This is a genomic window from Neoroseomonas oryzicola, assembly GCF_012163135.1.
Taxonomy (GTDB): Bacteria; Pseudomonadota; Alphaproteobacteria; order Acetobacterales; family Acetobacteraceae; genus Neoroseomonas; species Neoroseomonas oryzicola.
Window position 1 is genome coordinate 90,283 of record NZ_JAAVUP010000003.1, and the last position, 22,175, is coordinate 112,457.

At 71.4% G+C, this 22,175-nt stretch carries 24 protein-coding genes; 5 read left to right on the forward strand and 19 right to left on the reverse strand.

Annotation, left to right across the window (positions count from 1 at the left end):
- Positions 1 to 92 precede the first annotated feature (92 nt).
- From GWK15_RS11945 to aceA, 5 genes are all read right to left on the reverse strand, one after another.
- Positions 93 to 3,215: an autotransporter family protein gene (locus GWK15_RS11945; protein ID WP_168041564.1), complete on the reverse strand. Its 3,123-nt coding sequence runs from the start codon at positions 3,213 to 3,215 to the stop codon at positions 93 to 95.
- A gap of 342 nt (positions 3,216 to 3,557) precedes the next feature.
- On the reverse strand, positions 3,558 to 4,130 hold the full coding sequence (locus GWK15_RS11950) for a cytochrome b (protein WP_168041565.1): 573 nt from the start codon (positions 4,128 to 4,130) through the stop codon (positions 3,558 to 3,560).
- 126 nt (positions 4,131 to 4,256) lie between these two features.
- The gene (locus GWK15_RS11955) at positions 4,257 to 4,484 is read right to left on the reverse strand and encodes a hypothetical protein (RefSeq protein ID WP_168041566.1); all 228 of its coding nucleotides are present in this window, start codon (positions 4,482 to 4,484) and stop codon (positions 4,257 to 4,259) included.
- Between the two features lie 164 nt (positions 4,485 to 4,648).
- On the reverse strand, positions 4,649 to 4,825 hold the full coding sequence (locus GWK15_RS11960) for a hypothetical protein (RefSeq protein WP_168041567.1): 177 nt from the start codon (positions 4,823 to 4,825) through the stop codon (positions 4,649 to 4,651).
- A 22-nt stretch (positions 4,826 to 4,847) separates the two neighbouring features.
- Complete coding sequence (gene aceA, locus GWK15_RS11965; RefSeq protein WP_168041568.1) at positions 4,848 to 6,191, reverse strand: isocitrate lyase; 1,344 nt, start codon at positions 6,189 to 6,191, stop codon at positions 4,848 to 4,850.
- A 150-nt stretch (positions 6,192 to 6,341) separates the two neighbouring features.
- On the opposite strand from aceA, the gene GWK15_RS11970 reads away from it, so the two are divergent.
- Positions 6,342 to 7,826: a helix-turn-helix domain-containing protein gene (locus GWK15_RS11970; protein WP_168041569.1), complete on the forward strand. Its 1,485-nt coding sequence runs from the start codon at positions 6,342 to 6,344 to the stop codon at positions 7,824 to 7,826.
- Here the strand turns inward: GWK15_RS11970 and GWK15_RS11975 are convergent.
- Complete coding sequence (locus GWK15_RS11975; RefSeq protein WP_168041570.1) at positions 7,741 to 8,151, reverse strand: hypothetical protein; 411 nt, start codon at positions 8,149 to 8,151, stop codon at positions 7,741 to 7,743. The two genes, GWK15_RS11970 and GWK15_RS11975, sit on opposite strands and share 86 nt — an antisense overlap.
- 229 nt (positions 8,152 to 8,380) lie before the next feature.
- Here GWK15_RS11975 and gshB point away from each other — a divergent pair, with 229 nt between their 5' ends.
- The gene (gshB, locus tag GWK15_RS11980) at positions 8,381 to 9,337 is read left to right on the forward strand and encodes a glutathione synthase (RefSeq protein WP_168041571.1); all 957 of its coding nucleotides are present in this window, start codon (positions 8,381 to 8,383) and stop codon (positions 9,335 to 9,337) included.
- 120 nt (positions 9,338 to 9,457) lie between these two features.
- Here gshB and GWK15_RS11985 read toward each other — a convergent pair whose 3' ends face one another.
- Genes GWK15_RS11985 through GWK15_RS11995 form a run of 3 tightly spaced genes read right to left on the reverse strand, consistent with a single transcriptional unit; the run spans position 9,458 to position 11,608 of the window.
- Positions 9,458 to 9,964 (reverse strand): universal stress protein, encoded by a 507-nt coding sequence (locus GWK15_RS11985; protein ID WP_168041572.1) that lies wholly within the window; start codon positions 9,962 to 9,964, stop codon positions 9,458 to 9,460.
- 7 nt (positions 9,965 to 9,971) lie between these two features.
- Positions 9,972 to 10,724 carry a TIGR02186 family protein gene (locus tag GWK15_RS11990; RefSeq protein WP_168041573.1) on the reverse strand — a complete coding sequence of 251 codons (753 nt, stop codon included), beginning with the start codon at positions 10,722 to 10,724 and terminating at the stop codon, positions 9,972 to 9,974.
- A complete protein-coding gene (locus GWK15_RS11995) occupies positions 10,721 to 11,608 on the reverse strand; it encodes a sulfite exporter TauE/SafE family protein (RefSeq protein WP_456306849.1) in 888 nt (295 codons plus the stop codon). Before GWK15_RS11995 ends, GWK15_RS11990 begins: the two co-directional genes overlap by 4 nt.
- Before the next feature lie 157 nt (positions 11,609 to 11,765).
- Here GWK15_RS11995 and GWK15_RS12000 point away from each other — a divergent pair, with 157 nt between their 5' ends.
- Positions 11,766 to 13,349 (forward strand): bifunctional metallophosphatase/5'-nucleotidase, encoded by a 1,584-nt coding sequence (locus tag GWK15_RS12000; protein WP_168041575.1) that lies wholly within the window; start codon positions 11,766 to 11,768, stop codon positions 13,347 to 13,349.
- Between the two features lie 204 nt (positions 13,350 to 13,553).
- Here GWK15_RS12000 and GWK15_RS12005 read toward each other — a convergent pair whose 3' ends face one another.
- The 10 genes from GWK15_RS12005 to GWK15_RS12050 form a co-directional block, all read right to left on the reverse strand.
- Positions 13,554 to 14,039, reverse strand: coding sequence for a DUF4214 domain-containing protein (locus GWK15_RS12005; RefSeq protein WP_168041576.1), 486 nt, complete (start codon positions 14,037 to 14,039; stop codon positions 13,554 to 13,556).
- Positions 14,040 to 14,090: 51 nt separating this feature from the next.
- Complete coding sequence (locus GWK15_RS12010) at positions 14,091 to 14,531, reverse strand: nucleoside deaminase (protein WP_209442173.1); 441 nt, start codon at positions 14,529 to 14,531, stop codon at positions 14,091 to 14,093.
- Positions 14,532 to 14,638: 107 nt separating this feature from the next.
- A complete protein-coding gene (locus GWK15_RS26320; protein WP_168041577.1) occupies positions 14,639 to 15,220 on the reverse strand; it encodes a transposase in 582 nt (193 codons plus the stop codon).
- Positions 15,221 to 15,315: 95 nt separating this feature from the next.
- Complete coding sequence (locus GWK15_RS12020; RefSeq protein ID WP_209442174.1) at positions 15,316 to 15,870, reverse strand: hypothetical protein; 555 nt, start codon at positions 15,868 to 15,870, stop codon at positions 15,316 to 15,318.
- A gap of 880 nt (positions 15,871 to 16,750) precedes the next feature.
- Positions 16,751 to 16,942: a hypothetical protein gene (locus GWK15_RS25660; RefSeq protein WP_209442175.1), complete on the reverse strand. Its 192-nt coding sequence runs from the start codon at positions 16,940 to 16,942 to the stop codon at positions 16,751 to 16,753.
- A 75-nt stretch (positions 16,943 to 17,017) separates the two neighbouring features.
- Positions 17,018 to 17,359: a BrnA antitoxin family protein gene (locus GWK15_RS12030; RefSeq protein ID WP_168041578.1), complete on the reverse strand. Its 342-nt coding sequence runs from the start codon at positions 17,357 to 17,359 to the stop codon at positions 17,018 to 17,020.
- Entirely contained in the window at positions 17,322 to 17,591 is a 270-nt protein-coding gene (locus tag GWK15_RS12035; RefSeq protein ID WP_168041579.1) for a BrnT family toxin, read from the reverse strand. The genes GWK15_RS12030 and GWK15_RS12035 overlap by 38 nt, the downstream gene beginning before the upstream one ends.
- 179 nt (positions 17,592 to 17,770) lie before the next feature.
- On the reverse strand, positions 17,771 to 18,886 hold the full coding sequence (locus GWK15_RS12040) for a THUMP domain-containing class I SAM-dependent RNA methyltransferase (protein ID WP_168041580.1): 1,116 nt from the start codon (positions 18,884 to 18,886) through the stop codon (positions 17,771 to 17,773).
- Positions 18,887 to 19,028: 142 nt separating this feature from the next.
- Positions 19,029 to 19,520, reverse strand: a complete 492-nt coding sequence (locus tag GWK15_RS12045; RefSeq protein WP_168041581.1) for a DUF2852 domain-containing protein — start codon at positions 19,518 to 19,520, stop codon at positions 19,029 to 19,031.
- A 107-nt stretch (positions 19,521 to 19,627) separates the two neighbouring features.
- Entirely contained in the window at positions 19,628 to 20,260 is a 633-nt protein-coding gene (locus GWK15_RS12050; protein ID WP_168041582.1) for a TetR/AcrR family transcriptional regulator, read from the reverse strand.
- A 202-nt stretch (positions 20,261 to 20,462) separates the two neighbouring features.
- On the opposite strand from GWK15_RS12050, the gene GWK15_RS12055 reads away from it, so the two are divergent.
- The gene (locus GWK15_RS12055) at positions 20,463 to 21,173 is read left to right on the forward strand and encodes a gamma-glutamyl-gamma-aminobutyrate hydrolase family protein (protein ID WP_168041583.1); all 711 of its coding nucleotides are present in this window, start codon (positions 20,463 to 20,465) and stop codon (positions 21,171 to 21,173) included.
- Positions 21,170 to 22,054 carry a pseudouridine synthase gene (locus GWK15_RS12060; RefSeq protein WP_168041584.1) on the forward strand — a complete coding sequence of 295 codons (885 nt, stop codon included), beginning with the start codon at positions 21,170 to 21,172 and terminating at the stop codon, positions 22,052 to 22,054. Before GWK15_RS12055 ends, GWK15_RS12060 begins: the two co-directional genes overlap by 4 nt.
- Positions 22,055 to 22,175 lie beyond the last annotated feature (121 nt).

Genomic DNA, 22,175 nt, shown 5'->3' on the forward strand with positions numbered 1-22,175 from the left:
CCCCCGCCCGCCCCCCCGCCCCCCGTCCGCAGGAACGGGGGGGGGGGGGCGGGGGGGGTGTGAGGGGCGGGTGCCGGACACCCGGAACGCCATCACCAGTTCACGCGCAGCCCCGCCACGCCCTGCAGCGAGTCCTGGCTGCTCCGGCTGTCATCGAGCGTCCAGCGGTAATCCGCGAGCGCGTAGAGGCTCACATTGCGCCCGACCCGCGCCGTGATGCCGACCCCCGCCTGCGCCGCCGTATCCCCGATGCGCATGCCGATCGGCGCCGACGGCCCGAGCGCGACGAGGTCGCTGTCCGCATTGCCGTGCCACAGGTTCAGCCGGGCGAAGGGCTGCCACAGCGTGTTGCCCGACTGCGCGGTGTACTGCACCCGCGCGCCGATGCGTCCCAGCACCGCGGTCCCCGGCGACCAGCGCACCGACGAGTAGACGTCGCTCGTGCTCGCCACATCGACCGTCTGCCAGACGATCTGCGCCTGGGGTTCGAGCTGCCAGCCATCGCCGAGTGCGACCGGATACCCGGCCTCCAGCGAGGCGGCATAACCCTGTCCGTCGGTGTCGAGCCGCGTGCCGTCGCGCCCCGTGGCGCGCGCATCGATGAAGTTCGCCTGCAGCACCGCGTCGACGTACCAGCCCGTCGGCCCGAAATGCGTCCAGTAGGCGCCGATCGCCGGGCCATCGAGGGCGAGCTTGCCCACCGATGCGCCCGGCACGCCGAGCGCGATGCCCGTGACATCGGCGGTGTAGCGCGCATAGGCGACATAGATGCCGGCATGGTCGCGATGCCCGTCGGCCCCGGTGCGCCGGAAGATGTCGAGGCCGGCCTGGAAGCCCACCAGGTCGCCCTCGGTCGAGGGCGCCGCGCCGCCGGTCCAGCTGTTCTCGCTGCGCTCGCCGAAGCTGCGCCCCCAGGCGCCGTTGACGTAGGGCCTGCTGATCTCGAGGCCGCGGATGTTCTCCTCCTCGCCGACGCGCGCATGCAGCGTGCCGAGCGTCGCCATCCCCATCTGCCGCATCATCGCCGGGATCGGCGCATAGAGCGCGACCTCCGGCCGGTAGAGCGGCACCGCCTCCTGCCCCGGCCCCGCCGGCAGCGATGAACGCAGGAACCAGTCCTCGCCGGAGGTGCTGCCGCCACGGAACAGCTGGTATTCGTAGGCGCCCGCGACGACCCGGCTTTCGAGGCGGAAGGCGCCCGGCGCGGTGGTCGCGCCGGACGTCGCCTCGAGCACGCGGATGCCGTCGCCGAGCGTCAGCGCGCCCGGCCCCCCGGCGTTGGTGATGCGCAGGAACGAGGTACCGCTCGCCGTCCCGCCCACCAGGCGGATGCGGTCCGTCGGGCTGTTGTCGCCGCCGAGGTAGGTGGTCAGCCCGATGACGCCGCCCTGGCCGACGATGTTGCCGTTGACCGTCAGCACCGTGCCGGGCACGTGGCCGAGCGTCGTGAACCCCGCATTGACCAGCCCGCCGATCGCCTGGTCGCGGTCGTCGAGGTCGAGCACCCCGCCCGCGCCGACGATGTGCACCGAGGCAGCGCTGAAAACGCCGGGCGCGCCGGCGCGCAGCGTGCCGGCATTCACCCGCGTCTCGCCCGTATAGGACGCCTGCCCGTTCAGCACCGTGGTGCCCGGCCCGTTCTGCTCGACGCTGCCCCGGCCGGCAATGGCGCCGTCGAAACCGAGCGTGCCCGCGCGGTCGAACACCAGCGTCCCGTCATTGCGCACCGCGCCGAGGATGCTGCCGCTCGTCCCGCCCGCGCCGATGCGCAGCCGCGCGCCCGGCGCGATGGTGGTCCCACCGGCATAGGCGTTCGCACCCGTCAGCGTCAGCATCCCGGCACCGGTCACGGTCAGCCCGCCCGCGCCGGTGATGCCCTGCGCGATAGTGGGCGTGAAGCCGTTGGTGTCGATGGTGCCGCCCGGCGCGAGCAGGCTGATCGGGCGCGTCGCCGCCGGGTCGAAGGCCCCGTCGAAGCGCAGCGTGCCGCCGTTGAACACGATCGCCGCGGAGGGCGCGCCGAGCGCGCGGTCCGCCGCGACGGCGAGCACGCCGCCGGTCAGCCGCGTGCCGCCGGTGAAGCCGTTGCCGGCCGGATCCGCCGGCAAGAGCTGCAGCACGCCCGCGCCGGTCTTCTCGATCCAGCCCGCGCCGCTGATCAGCCCGGCATAGACCCCGGCATCCGGCTGCGCGAAGCGCACCAGCCCGTTGTCGAGGATCGCGAGCGGCAGGTCCTGCCCGCGCCCCTGCAGGATGCCGGGCGCATCGACCGTCACCGTCCCCGCGAAGCCCGCATTGTTCGCCGCGAGGACCAGCGTGCCGTCCTGCACGCGGATCAGCCCGACATCGGTGACGGGGCTGGTCAGCGTCCAGGTGCCGGTGCCGTTCTTGTACAGCTCCTCGAAGCCGGTGAAGGTGCCGGCCATGCTGTCGGTGCCGGCGCCGCTCAGGTAGATCAGGTCGTGGCCCTCGCCGCCCGAGAAGGTCCCGGTGATCACCGAGCCGGTGTAGAGGCGCAGCACATCGTCGTATCGCAGCAGGTGCAGCCCGCCCAGGATCGTGCCCTGGTTGGTGAAGTCGACGCTCGCGAAGCTCGACCCGCCGAGCACGCTGCCCGGCGCCATGAAGCCGCCCGGCGCCTGGATCACCCCCGTCGGGCCGTTGATGATGGTGTTGCGGCTGTATTCGGGCTGCAGCCAGATCGCGGTGGTGTTCGGCGCCTGGATCAGCCCGTTGTTGATGATGGTGCTGCCATTGCCCTGGAGGTTCACTGCCTCCCCGCGGTCCTGCGTGCCGAGCGCGAGCACCTGGCCGCCCTGGTTCACCGTCAGCACGCCGTTGTCGCGGAACTCGATGGTGTTGCCGCCGGTGAAATAGCCGCCCTCGGCGCCCGTCGCGGTGCTGCTGACGGTGCCGCCGACCGTGATGTTCGCCCCGTCCCGCAGGCTGATCGCCGGGGCATCGCCGAGCGCGACGCTGGCCCCGGCCTGGACGCGGACCGCCTGCCCGTCGCCGCCGGCGGTGTCCCCGGCGCCGATGGTCGCGGCAAAGGGATTGGGCGAAGCGGCGGTGCAGGTCGTCGTGCTGCCCGCCGCGACGCAGGCCGCCGATCCCGGCTCCGACCCGAAGGCCAGCGCCAGTGGCAGGGACAGGATCGACAGGCGCAGCCAGAAGCGCCGGCGGCAGGGCAGGGGGCGGTCGGGGTGAAGCAGCATGGCCGCGGCGGCTCCTCATTCGTGGCGGCCGGGGCGTGGGCGGCCGCTGATGCGGCGCCTCGATCTCAGAAAAACACGCAAGCGTGATCGTAAATGAGACGTCGCAGGCGATCCGTCTCACGGGTCTGGACGTCGTGGCAGTCACGAATCGTTAAAACTCTTGGCGCGATCGCCCGCCGCCGGGCCGGGCACGCGGCGTTGCGGCCCGCGGCTCACGCCACCGCGCGCGGCCCGGCGATCGCGGATCCGGCCCGCCACACATGCGGCGAGGCAGCCACGCCCTCGGCATCGGCATCGCCGCGCCCCGCGGGGCAGGGCGCCCCCGGCGGCAGCCGCGTCAGGTCACGCGGCTTCCCCCGTGGCGGGCCCCTCCCCGGCCACGGGCCGCGGGCCGAGCCCCATCCGCCAGGCGACGTCGTCGCGCCGCACGAAGGCGTGCCACAGCACCGCCGCGACATGCAGCGCGATGGCGGCGAGCATCCCGTTCGCCAGCAGCTCATGCACCTCCTTCACCGTCCGGCGCAGCCCGGTGCCGGCCAGGCTGTTCGGCAGCGTCGCGAGCCCCGCCAGGTCGAAGGGCGTACGCCCGGTCATCGCGGTGAGGAGTCCGCTCAGCGGCAGCGCCAGCATCAGCGCATAGAGCAGCAGGTGCGCCGCATGCGCGAGGCGCACCTCCCACGCCGGCGCGCCCGGCGCCGGCCCCGGCACCCCGCCCGTCCAGCGCGCCAGCAGCCGCGGCAGCAGCAGCGCGAGCACCGCCAGCCCCAGCAGCGCGTGGCTCCCCACGACAAAGGTCTTGGTCGGCCCGCGCCCGAAGACGTCCGCCACCTGCGCCCCGATCCAGGCGAACGCGATGGCGAGCGCCATGGTCCAGTGCAGCACGATGGAAGGAATGGAATATCGCTGGCCCGGCATGTGGTGGTCCTTCCCTCTGTCGCGCGCGCATATGGCACGCTGATGTGACGGGCGTTTGTCACTCTGTTGCTGCCGCGCGTCGTTGATGTAGCGCAGAGCGCCCGCGCTGCCCGATCGGAGACCGCGCTAGTAGTAGCCGAGCAGGTGCATCGCCACGACCGCGCCGATGATGCCGTAGCCAACCACGTGCAGGATCACGTCGCCGATATCCATCCGCCAGTTGCCCGTCGGGACCCAGCGCGGGGCGTAGGCGTATTCCGGGTTCGAGCCCTTGCTGCGTTCCATCACCGCGCGGAAGCGCTGGTTCTCGAGGCGACTGCGCGCATCGCCCAGATCGTCGGGATCATCGGCCACGGCATCCTCCCCGAGGCGCGCCGGCAAGCCCGCAATACTACGCTCCGGCCAGCTTGGCCGGGAGCACGAAGCCCATGAAACGCGATGCCGCCGCCCGGCGGACCGGACGGCGGCATGCTGCTGCGGACGGTGCGGGGAAGACGGGACCTTCCCGCCCGCTGCGCTCAATGCGACGGGCGGCCGCGCTCCCCGCAGGCCCAGCCATGGCTGTGGACCAGACCGTCGTCGCGATCCTCGGTGGGTGCGGGGATCACGCGGGGGCGCTGCTGGGCCGGGCGGGGGGGCTCGGTCGCCCAGCGGTGGGAATGCACCAGGCCGTCGTCGTGGCGGTCGTTGCTCATGGATCGTCTCCTCGTTCTGGGGTCAGTGCGCCGGTTGCGGCTGCTTGCTGTCGTGGAACTGCGCGGTCTCGGTGGAATGCGCCATCGCCGTGGTGGAGGACTGGCCGCCCGAGGCCGCCATGGCCACCGCGTCGAAGTAGCCGACGCCGACCTCGCGCTGATGGCGCACGGCGGTGAAGCCGTTCTGCTCCTCGGCGAACTCGGCCTGCTGCAGCTCGCTGTAGGCGCCCATGCCGCGCTCGGCGTAGCCACGCGCCAGCTTGAACATCGACAGGTTCAGCGAGTGGAAGCCGGCCAGCGTGACGAACTGGAACTTGTAGCCCATCGCGCCGATCTCGCGCTGGAAGCGCGCCGCGGCCTCGACGCCCATCTTCCGCTGCCAGTTGAAGGACGGGCTGCAGTTGTAGGCGAGCATCTTGCCCGGGAACTCGCGGTGGATCGCTTCCGCGAATTCGCGCGCATCGTCGAGGTCGGGGTCGGACGTCTCCCACCACAGCAGGTCGGCATAGGGCGCATAGGCCAGGCTGCGCGCGATGGCGTACTGCTTGCCGACGCCGGGCTTGATGCGGAAGAAGCCTTCCGGCGTGCGCTCGCCGCTGATGAAGGGCCGGTCGCGCTCGTCGACATCGGCGGTCAGCAGCTGCGCCGATTCCGCATCGGTGCGGCAGAGCAGCACCGTCGGCACGCCTTCCACGTCGGCGGCGAGCCGCGCGGCGTTGAGCGTGCGGATGTGCTGGCTGATCGGCACCAGCACCTTGCCGCCCAGGTGCCCGCACTTCTTCTCCGACGCCAGCTGGTCCTCGAAGTGCACGCCGGCCGCACCCGCCTCGATCATCGCGCGCATCAGCTCATAGGCGTTGAGCGCGCCGCCAAAGCCGGCCTCGGCGTCGGCGATGATCGGCGCCATGTAGTGCGTCCGATCATCGGCCTTGCCGTCGAGCCGCTCCATCGTCGCGATCTGGTCCGCGCGGCGCAGCGACGCGTTGATGCGGCTGATCACCTTCGGCACGGAGTCGACGGGATAGAGCGACTGGTCCGGGTACATCTGCCCGGCGCTGTTCGCATCCGCGGCCACCTGCCAGCCCGACAGGTAGATCGCCTTCAGCCCGGCCTTCACCTGCTGCAGCGCCTGCATGCCGGTCAGCGCGCCGAGCGTGTTCACGAAGGGCTCGTTGCGCAGCAGCTCCCACAGCCGGCGCGCGCCGTTCTCGGCCAGCGTGTGCCTGACGCGGAAGGACCCCGCGATGCGCGCGACATCGGCTTCCGTGTAGTCGCGGCGAATGCCGGCGAAGCGGTTCGGATCCTGGGGCGGCAGGCCGCCGCCGGAACCATCGGGGGCGAAGCAGGGCGAGGTGTTCGGGCGCATGGTGGTGATCTCGACTCCAGCCGGACTGTCCGGCGCCCGTGAATAATTCACATTGCATTGCCGAAGATCACCAGCGATCTTGGCTCCGACGCCGCAAGAATGTGGATGTTTTCACATTCAGCGTCCCGGGATTGTGAAGGGTGTAAATCGATGGCGCGCCCCCTCATCGGCCGGACCGTGCGGCGCCTGCGCGCCGAACGCGGCCTCACGCAGCAGGCGCTCGCCACGCGCCTCGGCATTTCCGCGAGCTACCTGAACCTGATCGAGCACGACCAGCGCGCGGTCACCGCCTCGCTGCTCATCAAGTTGACGGAGACGCTCGGCGTCGAGCTCGCCGCGCTGTCGGGCAGCGCGGAACGGCAGCTCGAAGCGGGCCTGCGCGAGGTGCTGTCCGACCCCATGCTCGGCCTCGAGGAAGTGCCCGAGCCCGAGGTCGCGACGCTCGCCGCCTCCGCCCCCAACGCCGCGCGCGCCGTGCTCGCGCTCTATCGCGCCTGGCGCGTCGCGCGGGAGGATTCCTCCGGCCTCGCCCTGCCCACCGGCCGACGCATCCTGCTGCCGAACGAGGAGACGCGGGACTTCTTCCACGACCGCGCCAACCACTTTCCCGCGCTGGAAGCCGCCGCCGAGGCGATCGGCCGCGAGCTCGGCGCGCGCCCCGCCGAGATGAACCACGCGATCGCCGAGCGCCTGCGGCGTGTGCATGGCCTGACCGTGCTGGTCGGCCCGATGGACGGCGCGCTGCGCCGGCACGATGCGGCGGCGCGCGTGCTGCACCTGTCGGAATCCCTGCCGCGCGAATCCCGCGGCTTCCAGATGGCCTTCACGCTGATGCTGATCGAGGCGCGCGAGGCGGTGGACCAGACCCTCGCCGGCGCCGAGCCCTCGACGCCCGAGGCGGGACAGATGATCCGCATCGGCCTGCTGAACTACGCCGCCGGCGCGCTGCTGATGCCCTATGCGCCCTACCTCGCCGCCGCGCGCGAATTGCGCCACGACATCGAGGCCCTGGCCGCGCGCTTCGGCGTGTCCTTCGAACAGGCGGCGCAGCGGCTGTCGACCCTGCAGCGCGACGGCGCGCGCGGCGTGCCCTTCTTCTTCCTCCGCGTCGATCCCGCGGGCAACGTGGGCAAGCGCTTCTCCGCCGCCGGCTTCCCCTTCGCGCGCTTCGGCGGGTCCTGCCCGCGCTGGGTGGTGCACGAGGCCTTCGCGACGCCAGGCCGCATCCGCGTGCAGGTCGCGCGCCTGCCCGACGGCGCGACCTTCCTCACCGTCGCGCGCACCGTGCAGGGACCGGCGGCGCATTGGGGCGAACCGCCGCCCGTGCACGTCGTCGCCATGGGCTGCGACATCTCCCGCGCGCCGGACCTGGTCTATGCGGACGGCCTCGACCTCGACACCGCCGCGGTCGGCATCGGCCTCTCCTGCCGGCTCTGCGACCGCGCCGATTGCCGCAGCCGCGCCTTCCCCCCGCTCGAGCACCGCCTGGTGCTCGACCCGTCCGTCGAGGGTGCCTCCCCCTACGCCTTCGAGACCGCGGCGCCGCGCGTCAGCCCAGGATCCAGCCCCGCGACAGATCGCCCCAGTCCCGGCTCATCGCCTCCCAGTCCAACGCTGGGGCGGGGACGTCGCTGACCGGATCGGGGGCCGGTTCCGGCGCCAGCGCGGCCAGCGCCGCGTCATAGGCCGCCGGATCCTCGGCGACCGCGGCATCGAGGCCGAGCAGCGCCACGACCTCCTGCCGCAGCGCCAGGTCCGGCCCGGGCGGCCGGGCCGAGGCCTCGGCGAAGATCGCGTCGAGTTCAGCCGCAGTGGGGAAGGCGTCCTCCGGCACCACCTGCAGCGCGGGCACGACGGCCTCGGGCGCCGGATCGGCCGACGGCACCCAGACCTCGGTGGGCGGCACCGGGTCGTCGGCCAGGATGAGCGGGACGTCGGACAGCGACAGCCAGGGAAACATGCGCGCGCCTCGGCAGCGAGGGATGGCGCGGCGTCCTGCCGCCGATTAACGACGCCTTCACCTATGCCACGGAACGGGCAGGGCTTAACCGGAAATCGTGCGGCGTTAACGATAAACAATCCTGGGTTGAGGCACCCGACCCGCGCGCGCCCACTGGCGCAATCCGCCCGGCAATGGCACGACCTCATCCCAAGCGGTCCGTCCCGGACCAGGATCAGGAAGTGCGCTCATGACCCGCAGCCTCCGCGTCGCGGTCCAGATGGACCCGATCGAGTCCATCAACATCGACGCCGATTCCACCTTCGCCCTGATGCTCGAGGCCCAGGCGCGCGGCCACGCGCTGTGGCACTACCACGTGCGCGACCTGGCGCTCCGCGGCGGCCGCGTCACCGCCTGGGCCAAGCCGATCACGGTCCGCCGCGAATACGGCAACCACTTCAGCTTCGGCGCGGAGGAGGAGCTCGACCTCGGCTCCGGCGCCGACGTGGTGCTGATGCGCCAGGACCCGCCCTTCGACATGGCCTACATCACGGCCACCCACATCCTCGAGCACATCCACCCCAAGACGCTGGTGGTGAACGACCCGGCCGAGGTGCGCAACGCGCCGGAGAAGCTGTTCGTCACGCATTTCCCCGACCTGATGCCAGTCACCATGGTCACCGCCGATCGCCGCCGCATCGCGGCGTTCCGCGAGGAGCACGGCGACATCATCATCAAGCCGCTGTTCGGCAATGGCGGCGCCGGCGTGTTCCACCTGCGCCCCGACGATCCGAACATGAACTCGCTGGTCGAGATGTTCACCGAACGCTCGCGCGAACCGCTGGTGATCCAGAAATACGTCCCCGCTGTGCGGCTGGGCGACAAGCGCATCATCCTGGTGGACGGCGTCGCCATGGGCGCGATCAACCGCGTCCCCGCCGCGGGCGAGGCGCGGTCGAACATGCATGTCGGCGGCCGCCCCGAGCCGACGAAGCTGACGGATCGCGAGAAGGAGATCTGCGCCGCGATCGGCCCCGAGCTGAAGAAACGCGGCATGATCTTCGTGGGCATCGACGTGATCGGCGGCTTCCTCACCGAGATCAACGTGACCTCGCCGACCGGGCTGCAGGAGATCGCGCGCTTCGACGGCGTGCATCTCGAGAAGGCGATCTGGGATGCGATCGAGGGGAAGGTCGGGGGAGGGTGAACCTCCCCCGAACCCCCTCCCTTTTTTGGTCACCTGGTGCCGCCCGCCGCGGTCAGTCCCCAGGTCCCAAAGAAGGTTGAGGGGGGTTCCGGGGGGAGAAGTTCCCGTCTCCCCCCGCCGTCACGTAATGCGATCCAGTTCCCTGTCGTCCAGCGACCCCGGCACCAGCGTCATCGGCACCGTCAGCCGGCTCGCGTAGCGGCCCGTCAGCGCCGTGATCAGCGGCCCCGGCCCGCCGCCCCCCGGCGCCATCGCCAGCACCAGGATCGAGATGCGCGGATCCTCCTCGAGCAGCTTCAGCAGCTCGTCGCGCCCCTCGCCTTCGCGGATCAGCAGGATGGGATAGCCGCCGGTGATCTCGTTCACCTCGGCGGCGAGGCCGGCGAGCATCTTCTCCGCCTCCTCCCGCCGTTCCTCCTGCATCATCACGCCGACGCCGGCCCATTCGACCAGGCCCACCGGCTCGACCACGCGCAGCAGGGCGACGCGGCCGCCGCCCTTGCGGGCGCGCAGGCACGCGTAGCGCAGCGCAACGGCGCGCTCGGGGCTGTCGTCGACGACGACCAGGAAGATGCGGTCGCGCTTGTCGGCCGACTTCGCGGCGGCGGCTTCCTCGCTTCCGGGCATCGCGGTCTCAGCTCCTGCGGAAGATGATGCTGCCCAGCCAGCCGGCGAGCGCGGCCAGCAGGATGCAGACCACACCATAGACGAGCGGCTGGACGCGCGCGACCTGGGCGATGGATGCGGCGGTGCCGACGCGGTCGACGCGCAGGAACAGTTCCTGCCGCGCGACGATGCGCTGTTCGCGCACCAGCAGCACCTCGATGCGGTAGTCGCCGGTCTGCACCGTGTCGGGGAAGGCGATGCGCGCGCTGAACAGCCGCCCGCCGGCCACCGTGATCGGCGCCGCGTATTCCTGCCACCGCCCGTCCTGCTGCTTGAGGTCGAGCAGCGCGGCGCGGAAGGCCGGCCCCTGGCTGCCGGTCGCGCGCAGCGGCAGGGAAGCGAGGCCGAGCCGCGCGGCCTGCCGCACATCCTCGGGCAGGGTCTGCCAGACCGGGCGGGTGGCGGCGATGGCGTAGAAGCCGGGGATGTCGGGGAAGGTCGCCGCCGGCCCGTTCACCCAGAAGCCGATGACGTTGACCTTCCGCCGCACCACCGTGGGCTGCGGCGGGCCCCAGGCGACGACCACGATGTCGTCGCCGGTCTCGGGGCCGATCAGGCGCTCGGTCGCGCCGAACACCATGACCGAGGATCCGGTGAAGCCGGTCGAGATCTCGACCCGGTCGGTCGAAAGGTCGGCGGCGAGCTGCGGCGTGGTCGGCTGCTGCGCGGCGGCCGGCAGCGCGAGGAGGAGGAGCAGCAGCGCGGCGAGCAGGCGCCTCATCGCGCCGGGCCGATGGTGAACAGGCTTTCCGGCACCCGCACCAGGTCCCATCCCAGGCTCAGCGCGACGGCAAGCACCAGCAGACCGAGCAGCGCGCGGGTTTCCTCCCCGCGCAACTTGGTGCCCATCGCCGCGCCGAACTGCGCCCCGGCGACGCCGCCGGCCAGCAGCAGCAGCGTGAGCACGATGTCGACGCTGCCCACCTGCCAGGCCTGCAGCAGTGTCACGTTGGCCGAGACGAACACCACCTGGAACAGGGACGTGCCGATGACCACCGAGGTCGGCATGCCGAGCAGGTAGATCATCGCCGGCACCAGCATGAAGCCGCCGCCCACGCCCATCACCGCCGAGAGCACGCCGATGCCGAAGCCCACCAGCAGCGGCGGCACGACCGAGATGTAGAGCCGCGACTTGCGGAAGCGCACCTTGAACGGCAGGCCGTGCAGCCAGGTGTGCTCGTGCGCCTTGGTCGCCGTGCCGCCGGAGCGGCGCCGGCGCCAGATGGCGCGCACGCTCTCGCGCACCATCAGCATGCCCACGGTGCCGAGGACGACGACGTAGAAGATCGCGACCGCGAGGTCGACCTGCCCCAGCCGTCGCAGCAGCGCGAACAACTGCACGCCGAGTGCGGAGCCGACCAGGCCGCCGACCAGCAGCACCGAGCCCATCCGCGCATCGACATTGCCGCGCCGCCACTGCGCGATGAGCCCCGAGACCGAGGCCCCAAGCGTCTGGTTCGCGCCGGAGGCGACCGCAACGGGAGCCGGGATGCCGATAAGGATCAGGATCGGCGTCAGCAGGAAGCCGCCGCCCACCCCGAACAGGCCCGACAGCCAGCCCACGCCGAAGCCGATGCCGAGCAGCAGCAGGGCATCGACACTCATCTCTGCGATGGGCAGGTAGACCTGCATCGCGCCCCGGTCCCGGTTGCGGTGGGAAACTCGAACGGGCCCGGTTTGGACCCGCACGCCGCATGCGGCAAGGGACAATCGCCGCGCGGCGCGGCAGGATTGCGGCAGCCCACCGACCAAGGCCGACCCGATGCTCGTCTCCCGCCGTCTTCTCCTCGGCAGCGCCCTCGCCGCCCCGTTCCTGCGCCCTGCCGCGGCGCAGGCGGCGCATGCCGTTACCCTGCTGCACGTCAACGATTTCCATAGCCGCCACGAACCGGTGGCGCGCGCGACGGGGGCGGCGTGCCGCCCGAACGTCGAATGCCTCGGCGGGTCGGCGCGGCTCGCGGGCGGGATCGGCGCGGCGCGGGCCGAGGCCGCGGCGGCCGGGCGCGCGGTGCTCGCGATCGACGCCGGCGACGAGTTCATGGGCAGCCTGTTCTACACGCAGCATCGCGGCGCGGCCGAGCTGGCGGTGATGAAGGCCTGGGGCTGCGAGGCGATGACCCTCGGCAACCACGAGTTCGACAACGGGGCGGCGAATCTCGCGCGCTTCGTGACGGGCGCGGACTTCCCGATCCTCGCCGCGAACATCGACACGCGGGCGGAACCGGAACTGGACGGCAAGCTGCGGCCCTGGTGGGAGACGGTGAAGGGCGGGGCGCGCATCGCGGTGATCGGGGTGACGACGCCCGAGACGCCGCAGCTCTCCTCCCCGGGGCGCAACCTGCGCTTCGGGGACCCTGCCGAGGCGGTGGCGCGCGCGGTCGCGCAGATCCGCAGCCGCGGACCGGCGACGATCATCCTGCTGTCGCATCTCGGCATCGGGGCGGACCGGCGCATGGCGGCGGAGGTCGCGGGCGTCGACGTGATCGTGGGCGGGCATTCGCACACGCTGCTCGCGCCCGAGCCGGAGGCGGAGGGGCCGGCGCCGCTGCTGGTCGAAGGGCGGGACCGCACGGTGCGGATCGTGCAGACGGGGGCCTTCGGGCGGTTCCTCGGGCGGCTCGACCTCGACCTCGCGGCCGATGGGCGGGTGGCGGCGCATGCGGGGGCGCCGGTGCCGCTCGGGCTCGCGGTGCCGGAGGATGCGCGGGTCGCGGCGATCGTCGAGGAGTTCGCCAAGCCCCTGGCCGAGACCCGGCGGCGGGTGGTGGGCGCGCTGCCGGCGGCGATGTCCAACACCGAGTGCCGGCGCGGGGAATGCGCGCTGGGGAACCTGGTGACGGAGGCGATGCTCGCCCGGATACCGGGGGCGGAGATCGCCATCACCAATGGCGGCGGGTTGCGGGCGGGGCTTCCGGGCGGTCAGGTCACCTATGGGGATGTGCTGACCGTGTTGCCTTTCGGGAACACGGTCGCGGTGATGGGGCTGCGGGGGGCGGATGTGCTCGCGGCGTTGGAGAACGGGGTGGCGCAGGGGGTGGATGCGGGGCGGTTCCCGCAGGTCGCGGGGGTGCGCTTCGTCTGGACACCGGATGCGCCGGCGGGGAGCCGGGTGCGGCAGGCGGAAGTGGCGCAGGGGCGGCAGTTCGTGCCGCTCGATCCGAACCGGGTGTACCGGGTGCTGACCAACGACTTCATGCGGCGCGGGGGCGACGGGTACGTGATGTTCCGCGACCGGGCGCTCGATCCGTATGACACGGGGCCGATCCTGGACGAGGTGGTGGCCGAGGCGATCGAGGAGGGGCGGTTCGCCAGCCTGCGGGAGGATGGGCGGATCGTCGCGCGGTAAGCGTTCTTGCGCGCGGACAAAGGCTGCGGCTTCGTCGCCTTCAGACGACGGGCGCGATGCATCCGCGGCGATTGGCGCGGCGCGCCGTCGCGCGGTCGGCCCTGTGGGGTGCGCTCGTGCGGGCCGGAATCGGCCGAATTGGCGCGGGGTGGGTGCGCGGTAGCGGGCCTGCCTTGGTGCAGGGTTGGTGGTCGGCGGGGGCGGTCAGCCGCCGACACGGGATTCCAGGCGGGCGAGGCGGGCCTCGACGCGGTCGGCCTGGTGGGCGGCGACGGCGGCCAGCGTTTCGGCCAGCAGGCGCTGGGCGGAAGCCAGTTCGGCGGGGGACATGGTGCCGAGGCGGTCGCGCAGGTCGGCCAGGGCGCCGATCAGGTCGGTGGCGGGCGCGGGCTCGGCCAGGGCGGCGGCGAGGCTGTTGGCGGCGGGCTTCGGGGCAGGCTTCGCGGCGGGCGGCGGCGGGGGCGGCGGGTCGGAATCGAAGCGGAGGACCACGCCGAGGTTGCGGGCTTCCTGGCTGCCGGCGACGCCGACCAGGGTTTCGCGGCGGCGTTCGGGGTGGTTCTCGATCTTCTGGAGGTGGTGGCGGTAGCCGTCCTCGTCCGGCCAGCGGTTCAGGATGACCGTGTAGAGGTTCACGACGAATTCGTGGTCGCTGCCGCCGAGCAGCTCACTGCCGTTCACCTCACGCATCGCACTCTCCGTTCGTCGCTGCCGGGATCAATGGGCATAAGGGGGGCATGGTCAACGCCGGGCTTCGAAGAAGCCGCGCAGCAGGGCCGCGCAGTCGGTTTCGCGGACGCCGCCGATGACCTCGGGGACGTGGTGGCAGGAGGGGGCGGCGAAGATCCGCGCGCCGTGGTCCACGCCGCCGCCTTTCGGGTCGTAGGCGCCGAAGACGATGCGCTTCACGCGGAAGAAGGACGCGGCCTGGGCGCACATCGGGCAGGGTTCGAGCGTGACCGTGAGCGTGCAGCCGGGCAGGCGGGGGGAGCCGAGGCGGCGGGCGGCTTCGCGCAGGGCGAGGATCTCGGCGTGGGCGGTGGGGTCGCAGCGGGCCTCGACCTCATTCCCCGCGGCGGCGAGGAGGGTGCCGGCTTCGTCGGTGACGACGGCGCCGACCGGGACCTCCCCGCGCGCGGCGGCGGCCTGGGCTTCGCGGAGGGCGCGGTCGATCGGCGTCATGGGGAGGGATTCGCAGGGGCGCGGGGCGGGCGCAAGCGTTCCGGCGCGCCGGCGGGCGCCGGGGCGGCGATGGGCGGGTGGCGGGGCCGGGGACGCCGCGCGGGGCATCAGCCGACCGGGACCAGGTAGCGCGGGACGGGCCGGCGGCGGCCCAGCCAGCCGAGCAGGCGGCGGCAGAGGGCGAGGATTTCGGGCAGGGCGGGGTCGTCGGGGCGGGTGAGCGCATCCTGCTGGATGTCCGCGATCGATTCGGACAAATCCGGGTCCGGGAAGTACCAGGAGGGGCCGGGGAGCGCGCGGGAGACGTGCAGGCGACGGGCGAGGATGACCGCCTGGAGGCCGAGGATGCGGTGGCAGCGGCGGAAGATGGCGGCGAGCCAGGGCCTGAGGGCGCGGAGCGGGCGGGGCGCGCGGCGGCGGGCGGATTGCTTCAGCAGGGTGGACCAGAGGCCATCATGCGCCCAGCGGCGGAAGCAGCGAGCGATGGTGGCCGTAGGACCATGGTCCGTGCCGACATGGCACCAGGGGATGTTGGTGAGGCAGATGCGGAAGATGGCGTCGAGGCGTCCGCGGGGGTCGCGGAGCGGGCGGCCGGGGCCGGTGTTTTCGATGTAGGGCTTGAGGATGGACCACTCGGCGTCGGTGAGAGGGGTCCAGGGGCGGGGGCGGTAGGGGCGGGGGAGGGGCATGGGACGGAGCTCACAGAGGCGGAAATAATTCCTATTTCTGTGTGGATGGAAAGTCAAGCGTCCCCAAGCTCCCGGGTCAAAATGTGAATCCTTGGCTAAGTGGCATTCTGACGCGCAGGTCGCCCTTTGCCCTGGCTGCGCAACCTCTTGCGACGTGATGGCGGCTTGGCGACTTCCGTATCGCTTTCGTCGTCATCGTCTTCATCCTCGAGGACGATCAACTTCCCATCGGCATCAATATCGTCAACGTCGAATGCGCTTACTTCATTTGCCCGAATAACTAGGGCCTGCCACTTATTCTCGTGGACTCTGCCCTCAAGATACGCGCGCTTGATGACGTGGTAGGGGTTGTAAATGAGCGCATAGGAGAGTTCTCCAAGCGGCCCAGGCTTGACGGCTATGAAGCCAAGATTGGCAAGACGCTGTATTCTATCCTTCCAAGTCCGAAGCGCGCGCTGCCCCTCGAATCCTGCATGAAATGCCATCTCCTCCGGCCGATTCAATGTGAGGAAACTCTCCTCGACACGAATTCGCGACCACAATTCGAGGTAGGTCCTACCCACCGGAAAGCCCTTCCCGGAGAGGTCGTCCATGATGCTGAGCATCAGCGGCATGAGACGCGGCAGCGCCACCCAACCTTCCTTATCCATGCCCCAAAGCATGGCGTCGGTAAGGTCAGGCCATAGCCTCCGACGGGCATCGAGCTGCCGCCGAAGAATTGATCGCGCAGTGTTCTTGGCCATTGATTACGTACCGAAAAAGGGGGCGGGCCCGGGTTTGGACGCCGGGCCCTTCGCCAATGTTCTGCCCCAGGAACCGTGAAGACCGAGAGCTCTTCGGAGTGCGGCCGGGTGTGGACCCACGGCTATCTCCGGGACTTGACGATGCGCTCTATGTAGTGCCGGCCCCTGGCAAAGTCCAATGCGTAGTTTCGGAAACTGAGCCTGAGTTAACCTTGAAAATGCCAAACTCAGATATCGAGATGGCTTTTTTTCAGCATCTAAGAAATCTAAATGGAGGAAATGGGCAGGTAGGCGGCCGAAAATGGCAAGGAAACAGTCGCGAAGAGCTCGGCATCACGGTATCACGGTTTCACCGTATGAGCGTATGGTGGTATCGACGGTGTCGAGGTGTACGGGGATCCCCAAGGGGGATCCTGCTGCTTCACGGCCTCGTCCGGTCAAGCTGCCGCAGGTCGAGCCTCCAAGACGCGCACTGAGCGATATGTCGCTGGATGAATGCTCCGGCCAACATTTCGCGGTGTGAACTCCGCCAACCGCGATGCGCGCGGCGAAATCGCGCGGGCACCAGAGCACGGGTTCCGAGGGCATTTCGGCCCTCGGCGGGTGGGGTTTCGGGGAGGGCAGAGCCCTCCCCGCCTGCATTGCATCACCCGAACGCCGCTAGCGCCGCCCCCGGTGCGCGGTCCATGACGCGCAACAAAGCCTTCGGCGGACAGGCGGCTGCCCTGATCCCAGCTCCGCACCATGTCCACCGACGCGTCGATACGCGCCGCGAAGGCGGCCTGGGTTAGGCCGGTGCGGCCGCGGATACTGCGGCCTGGGCGGCGGCCTTGTCGTCCTCGGCGGCGTGGCGGGCAATTTCGGCTTCTGTGGTGGCGTCCACGCGCGCCCAGTCGACGCGGCCCCTCACGGGCTGCGGGCTAGCGTCCGTCGTGTGGAAGGTGCCGTCGGCTTCAAGCCTGACGCGACGGGTTGCCATGGCGGGGGACCTGCTTCCGGGTGGCCTTTTGGGCCTCGACGGTTCGGCTTCCATCCCCAATAGCCCCCCCGATGCTCAGGATGTCTTCCCGCCCCGCGTACGCGCCGCGCGCATGTAGGCGCGCAGGACGGCGTTCATCCTCGTCTGGTAACCCTTGCCCTGGCTGCGGAAGAAGTCGAGCACGTCGGGGTCGAGGCGGAGCGAGACGAGGCGTTTCGCGCCGGGCGTGACGGGCACCGCGTCCTTGTGCCAGTCGCGCGGGATGTCCTTCCAGTCGGGGTCGGCGGCGATGGCAGCGTCGAGGTCGGCCTCGGTCATGGCGTCCACGCGCGCCCAATCGGTGCGCGAGCGTTCGCGGGCGCGGAGCGCCTTCAGTTCCTCAGCCGAATATCGCCTGGTATCGCTTGCGTTCTTCATTGCGTGCTCTTCGCATCGAGATCACCCGGATCGCGTTGCCGCGCCGCGTGAAGACGATGCTCACATAGCGCCCGTCCAATCGGCCGGTCAGCAACCAGCGCTGTTCTTCCCCCGTGGGTCGCGCCGGAGCGATCAGATGAGCTTCCTCAAAGACAAACAGCACGTCCAGAAAATCGAGGCCGTGCTTGTCGATGTTGGCGAGACGCTTGGCCTCGTCCCATTCGAATTCCATGCGGTTTCATCTGCATTGGCATGTCCCCTGGACTTCGAAATGTAGCTACAATTGCAGCGACATACAAGATGGGTTCCGAGGGCCTTTCGGCCCTCGGCGGGTGGGGTTTCGGGGAGGGCGGCGCCCTCCCCGCTCCCCAGTCACACCCCAGTTCGCGGGAGGGCAGAGCCCTCCCGCCGTCACCCCAGCGCCGCAGTCCGGAACAGCGTCACCCGCAGCCCGCCGTGCGGCACCGGCGGCCCGCTCGGCAGGAAGGGCAGCCCGGTGGCGTGGGCCAGTTTCGGGTCGGCGGCGACCAGGCCGACGCGCCAGCCCTTGAAGTGCGTCGCCAGTGTCCGGCCGAGGGCCTGGTAGAGGGGGGTGAGGTATTTCGCCTCGCCCAGGCGGGTGCCGTAGGGCGGGTTGGTGATGACGAGGCCGGGCGGGCCTTCGGGGGGGCGGGCCTCGCTGATCGGGGCCTGGTGGAATTCGGTGATGGCGGCGACGCCGGCGCGTTCGGCGTTGGCGCGGGACATCGCGACCGCGCCGGCGTCGCGGTCGGTGCCGTGGAAGCGGTTCGCGGGGGTGGGGCGGGCTTTCGGTTCGCGCAGGCGGGCCCAGGCCTCGGCGTTGAAGGTGGCGAGGCGTTCGAAGGCGAAGTGGCGGGCGCGGCCGGGGTTGAGGCGGGCGGCGATCTCGGCGGCCTCGATGACGAAGGTGCCGGAGCCGCACATGGGGTCGAGGACGGGTTCGGCGCCGTCGAAGCCGCATTGGCGGAGGAAGAGGGCGGCGAGTGTCTCGCGCAGGGGGGCGGCGTTCACCTCGGCCTTGAAGCCGCGCTTGTGGAGGGGCTCGCCCGAGGTGTCGATGCTGAGGGTGCAGAGGTCGTGGTCGATGCGGGCCATGACCGTGACCTCGGCGTCGGGGTCGTGGGGGGCGCCGGTGGTGGCGTGGATGGCGGTGGCGATGCGCTCGGCCGCCGCGCCCGAGTGGTAGATGCGCGACTTGTGGCAGGTGGCTTCGACGCGGAAGGGGGTGTCGGGGCGGAGGATGTCGGCCCAGGGGGTGCGGCGGGCGCGGGCGTCGAGGTGGGCGAGGTGGGTGACGTGGAAGGCGTCGAGGCGGGCGAGGATGCGCGTCGCGCCGCGGATCCAGAGGTTGGCGCGCCAGACGTCGGGCCAGGTGCCGCGGGTGATGACGCCGCCGGGGACGGGTTTCGGGCGCTTGAAGGCCTTGAGGCTGACTTCCTCGGCCAGGGTGGGTTCGAGGCCCGGGGCGGTGGCGAGGAAGATCTCGAAGTCCGGGTGGTGGGTCATCCGGCGGGGGTGTAGCGCGCCGGGGGGTGGGTTCCGAGGGGGTTTCGGGTGTTGGCGGCGGGGGGCCCATGCGCAGCGCCGGGGGCGTCGCGCATGGGGGGTGGGGCGGGGGTTCGGGGAGGGCGGGCCCCCCCCGGTCCGGTCAGGTGCGGGGCTGGTCGTCCGCCGGGGGCTGGGGCGGGCGGGTGCGGCGGTCGGTCATGAACTGCTCGAATTCCGCGCGGTCCTTGGCGAAGCGGAGGCGTTCGAGGAAGGCGGCGAAGTCCTTCTGTTCCTCTTCCAGGCGGCGCAGCGTGTCCTGGCGGTATTCGTCGAAGGCGGCGTTGCCGGAGGAGGGCTGGGAGTCCTCGCCCCAGCGGGCCCAGGCGCAGGGGCCGGCGGTGGTGCCGTTAGGGGCCATGGCGAAGCGCTGGGCCCAGCGGCGGCCGATGCGGCCGGAGCCGATCATGAAGAACAGGATCGCGAGGCCGATGGGCCAGAAGGCGATGAAGCCGATGACCATGGCGGCGATGAGGATGGGCTTGGGGGCGTTCCAGGGGGTCCATCCGGCGGGGCCGTGGCTGCGGTCGTCCCGCCAGCGGCGCTCGCGGCGGCTCGGGTAGGCGGCGGCGTCGGGGGTGGCGGTGGCGGACATGGGGCTCCTCGTGTGGGTTCGGCCTGCGGGATGTAAATGCAAGCGACATTTACATTGGGGATCGGAACGGGTGGGGTCAAGTGGAATCGCGCGGGTGCTGCAATTCGTTACCGGGGGCCGGCGAGGCCGAGGGACTGGAGGTAGATGAGGATGCCGGCCTCGAGCAGGTCCTCGGGCGACATGGGGAGTTTGCGGCGGGAGGCGTCGGGGCGGCAGAAGAGCGAGGCGATGCCGTGGGAGAGCGACCAGATGTGGAGCGCGACCATGAGGACGGGCGGGCGGGGGCCGGTCTCGGGCAGGCGGGAGACGAGCTTCTCGGTGGCCTCGCGCAGGACGGAGAAGGCGCGGTCGGCGGCGGCGGCGAGGCCGGGGTGGTCCTCCGGGGCCAGGTGGGTTTCGAACATGGCGGCGTAGAAGGCGGGTTCGCGCCGGGCGAAGTCGAGATAGGCGCGGCCGAGGGCCTCGAAGGCGGCGGGCAGGTTGGGGCCGGCGGCGGTCCAGGCGCGGGAGAGGTGGTCGGCGAAGCGTTCGTAGCCGCGGATGGCGACCTCGGCGAGGAGGGCCTGGGCGTCGCGGAAGTGGCGGTAGGGGGCGCCGGGGGAGACGCCGGCGAGGCGGGCGGCCTCGGCGACGGTGAAGCCGGCGGGGCCATGCTGGGCGATGAGCGTGACGGCGGCTTCGACCAGCGCCTCGCGCAGGTTGCCGTGGTGGTAGCCGCGCCGTTCGCCGAATCTCGACATGTGAGGATCATTTGCATTGCGGGCGGCGCCGCGCCAGGGGGGAGTCCTGGCGTTGGCGGCAACCGGCCCGCTCCCCCGCCCGGCCACCCATTCCAGGATACTGACGTGGGTGGCCGGGTGGGGGTGCGGGCCGGCGCCGGCGAACCGGCAGATCACGCCCTGTCGCTGGACGCGGCGCGGGGCGGGTCGCTACGAGAGACGCATGCGCACGCGACCCCTGATTGGCGTCACCCTCGATTCCGAACCGGCCGGCGGCTGGTCGAAGCTGCCGTGGTACGCGCTGCGGCAGAACTACTTCTCGGCCGTGATCGCGGCGGGGGGGTTGCCGGTGGCGCTGCCGCACCATCCCGAGCTCGCCGCGGCCTACATGGACGAGGTGGACGGGCTGCTGGTGACGGGCGGGGCCTTCGACGTGGACCCGGCGCTGTGGGGCGGCGGGGCGCCGCATCCGAAGGTGACGCTGAAGCCGGGGCGGACGGATTTCGAGCTGGCGGCGACGCGGGCCGCGCTCGATCGCGACATGCCGGTGCTGGGGATCTGCGGCGGGCAGCAATTGCTCGCGGTCGCCTTCGGCGGGACGCTGATCCAGCACATCCCGGACGAGGTCGCGGGGGCGCTGCCGCATGAGCAGCCGAACCCGCGCACGGAGCCTGGGCATGAGGTCGCGATCGCGGAGGGGACGCTGCTGTCGCGCATCGTGGGCGCGCCGCGCATGGCGGTGAATTCGGCGCATCACCAGGCGGTGGCGACGGCTGGCGCCGGCGTGGTGAACGCGGTGGCGCCGGACGGCGTCGTGGAGGGTGTCGAGCATCCGGGGCATCGGTTTGCCCTGGGTGTGCAGTGGCATCCGGAATATGCGGTCGATCCGCGCGATCCTTCGATCTTCGCGGCCTTCGTGGAGGCGTGCCGGTGAGCGAGGACGAGGCCGAGGACCCCAAGCGCGGCGAGCGCATCGCGAAGTGGCTGGCCCGCGCCGGCGTCGCGTCGCGCCGCGATGCGGAGAAGATGATCGCCGAGGGTCGGGTGAAGCTCGGCGGCAAGGTGGTGGAGACGCCGGCGACCTTCATCACGCCGGGCGACCATGTGACGGTGGACGGGAAGGTGGTGGCCGCGCCGGAGCGGACGCGGCTGTTCCGCTACCACAAGCCCGACGGGCTGGTGACGACGCATCGCGACCCGGAAGGCCGGCCGACGGTGTTCGAGAAGCTGCCGCCCGGGCTGCCGCGGCTGGTCAGCGTCGGGCGGCTCGACCTGACCTCCGAGGGGCTGCTGCTGCTGACCAATGACGGGGAGTTGGCGCGCAAGCTGGAACTGCCGTCGAACGGGTGGCTGCGGCGGTATCGCGTGCGGGTGCATGGGCGGGTGGATGAGAAGGCGCTCGCGGCGCTGACGCGCGGCGTGACCATCGAGGGCGTGCAGTACGGGCCGATCGAGGCCGGGCTCGATGCCCGGCAGGGGACCAACGCCTGGCTGACCGTGTCCATCCGCGAGGGCAAGAACCGCGAGGTGCGGCGCGTGATGTCGCATCTTGGGCTCGAGGTGACGCGGCTGATCCGCACCGCCTATGGGCCGTTCCAGCTTGGCGTGCTGCCGCGCGGCGCGGTCGAGGAAGTGAATGCGAAGGTGCTGCGGGACCAGCTCGGCCTCGATGCGCCGAAGCGGCTGCGGGAGACGGCGCTGGCGCCGCTGCCGGAGGCGCCGCCCGAGGGGCCGCGGCGGCCACCCAAGGCGCGCAATGCCGGGCCGCGGCGCGCGGTGCGGGGCCGCGAGGGGCGGCGCGGGCGCGAGGAGTGAGGCCGGGCAGACGGGGCGTCGAGCTTCGTCGTCCCGCCGACCCAGCCCGGATTGCCCGGCGGCCCAAGATGAAGATCGTGACGATCCGGTATGATGTTCGCGACGCTCGACACCGGGCGCG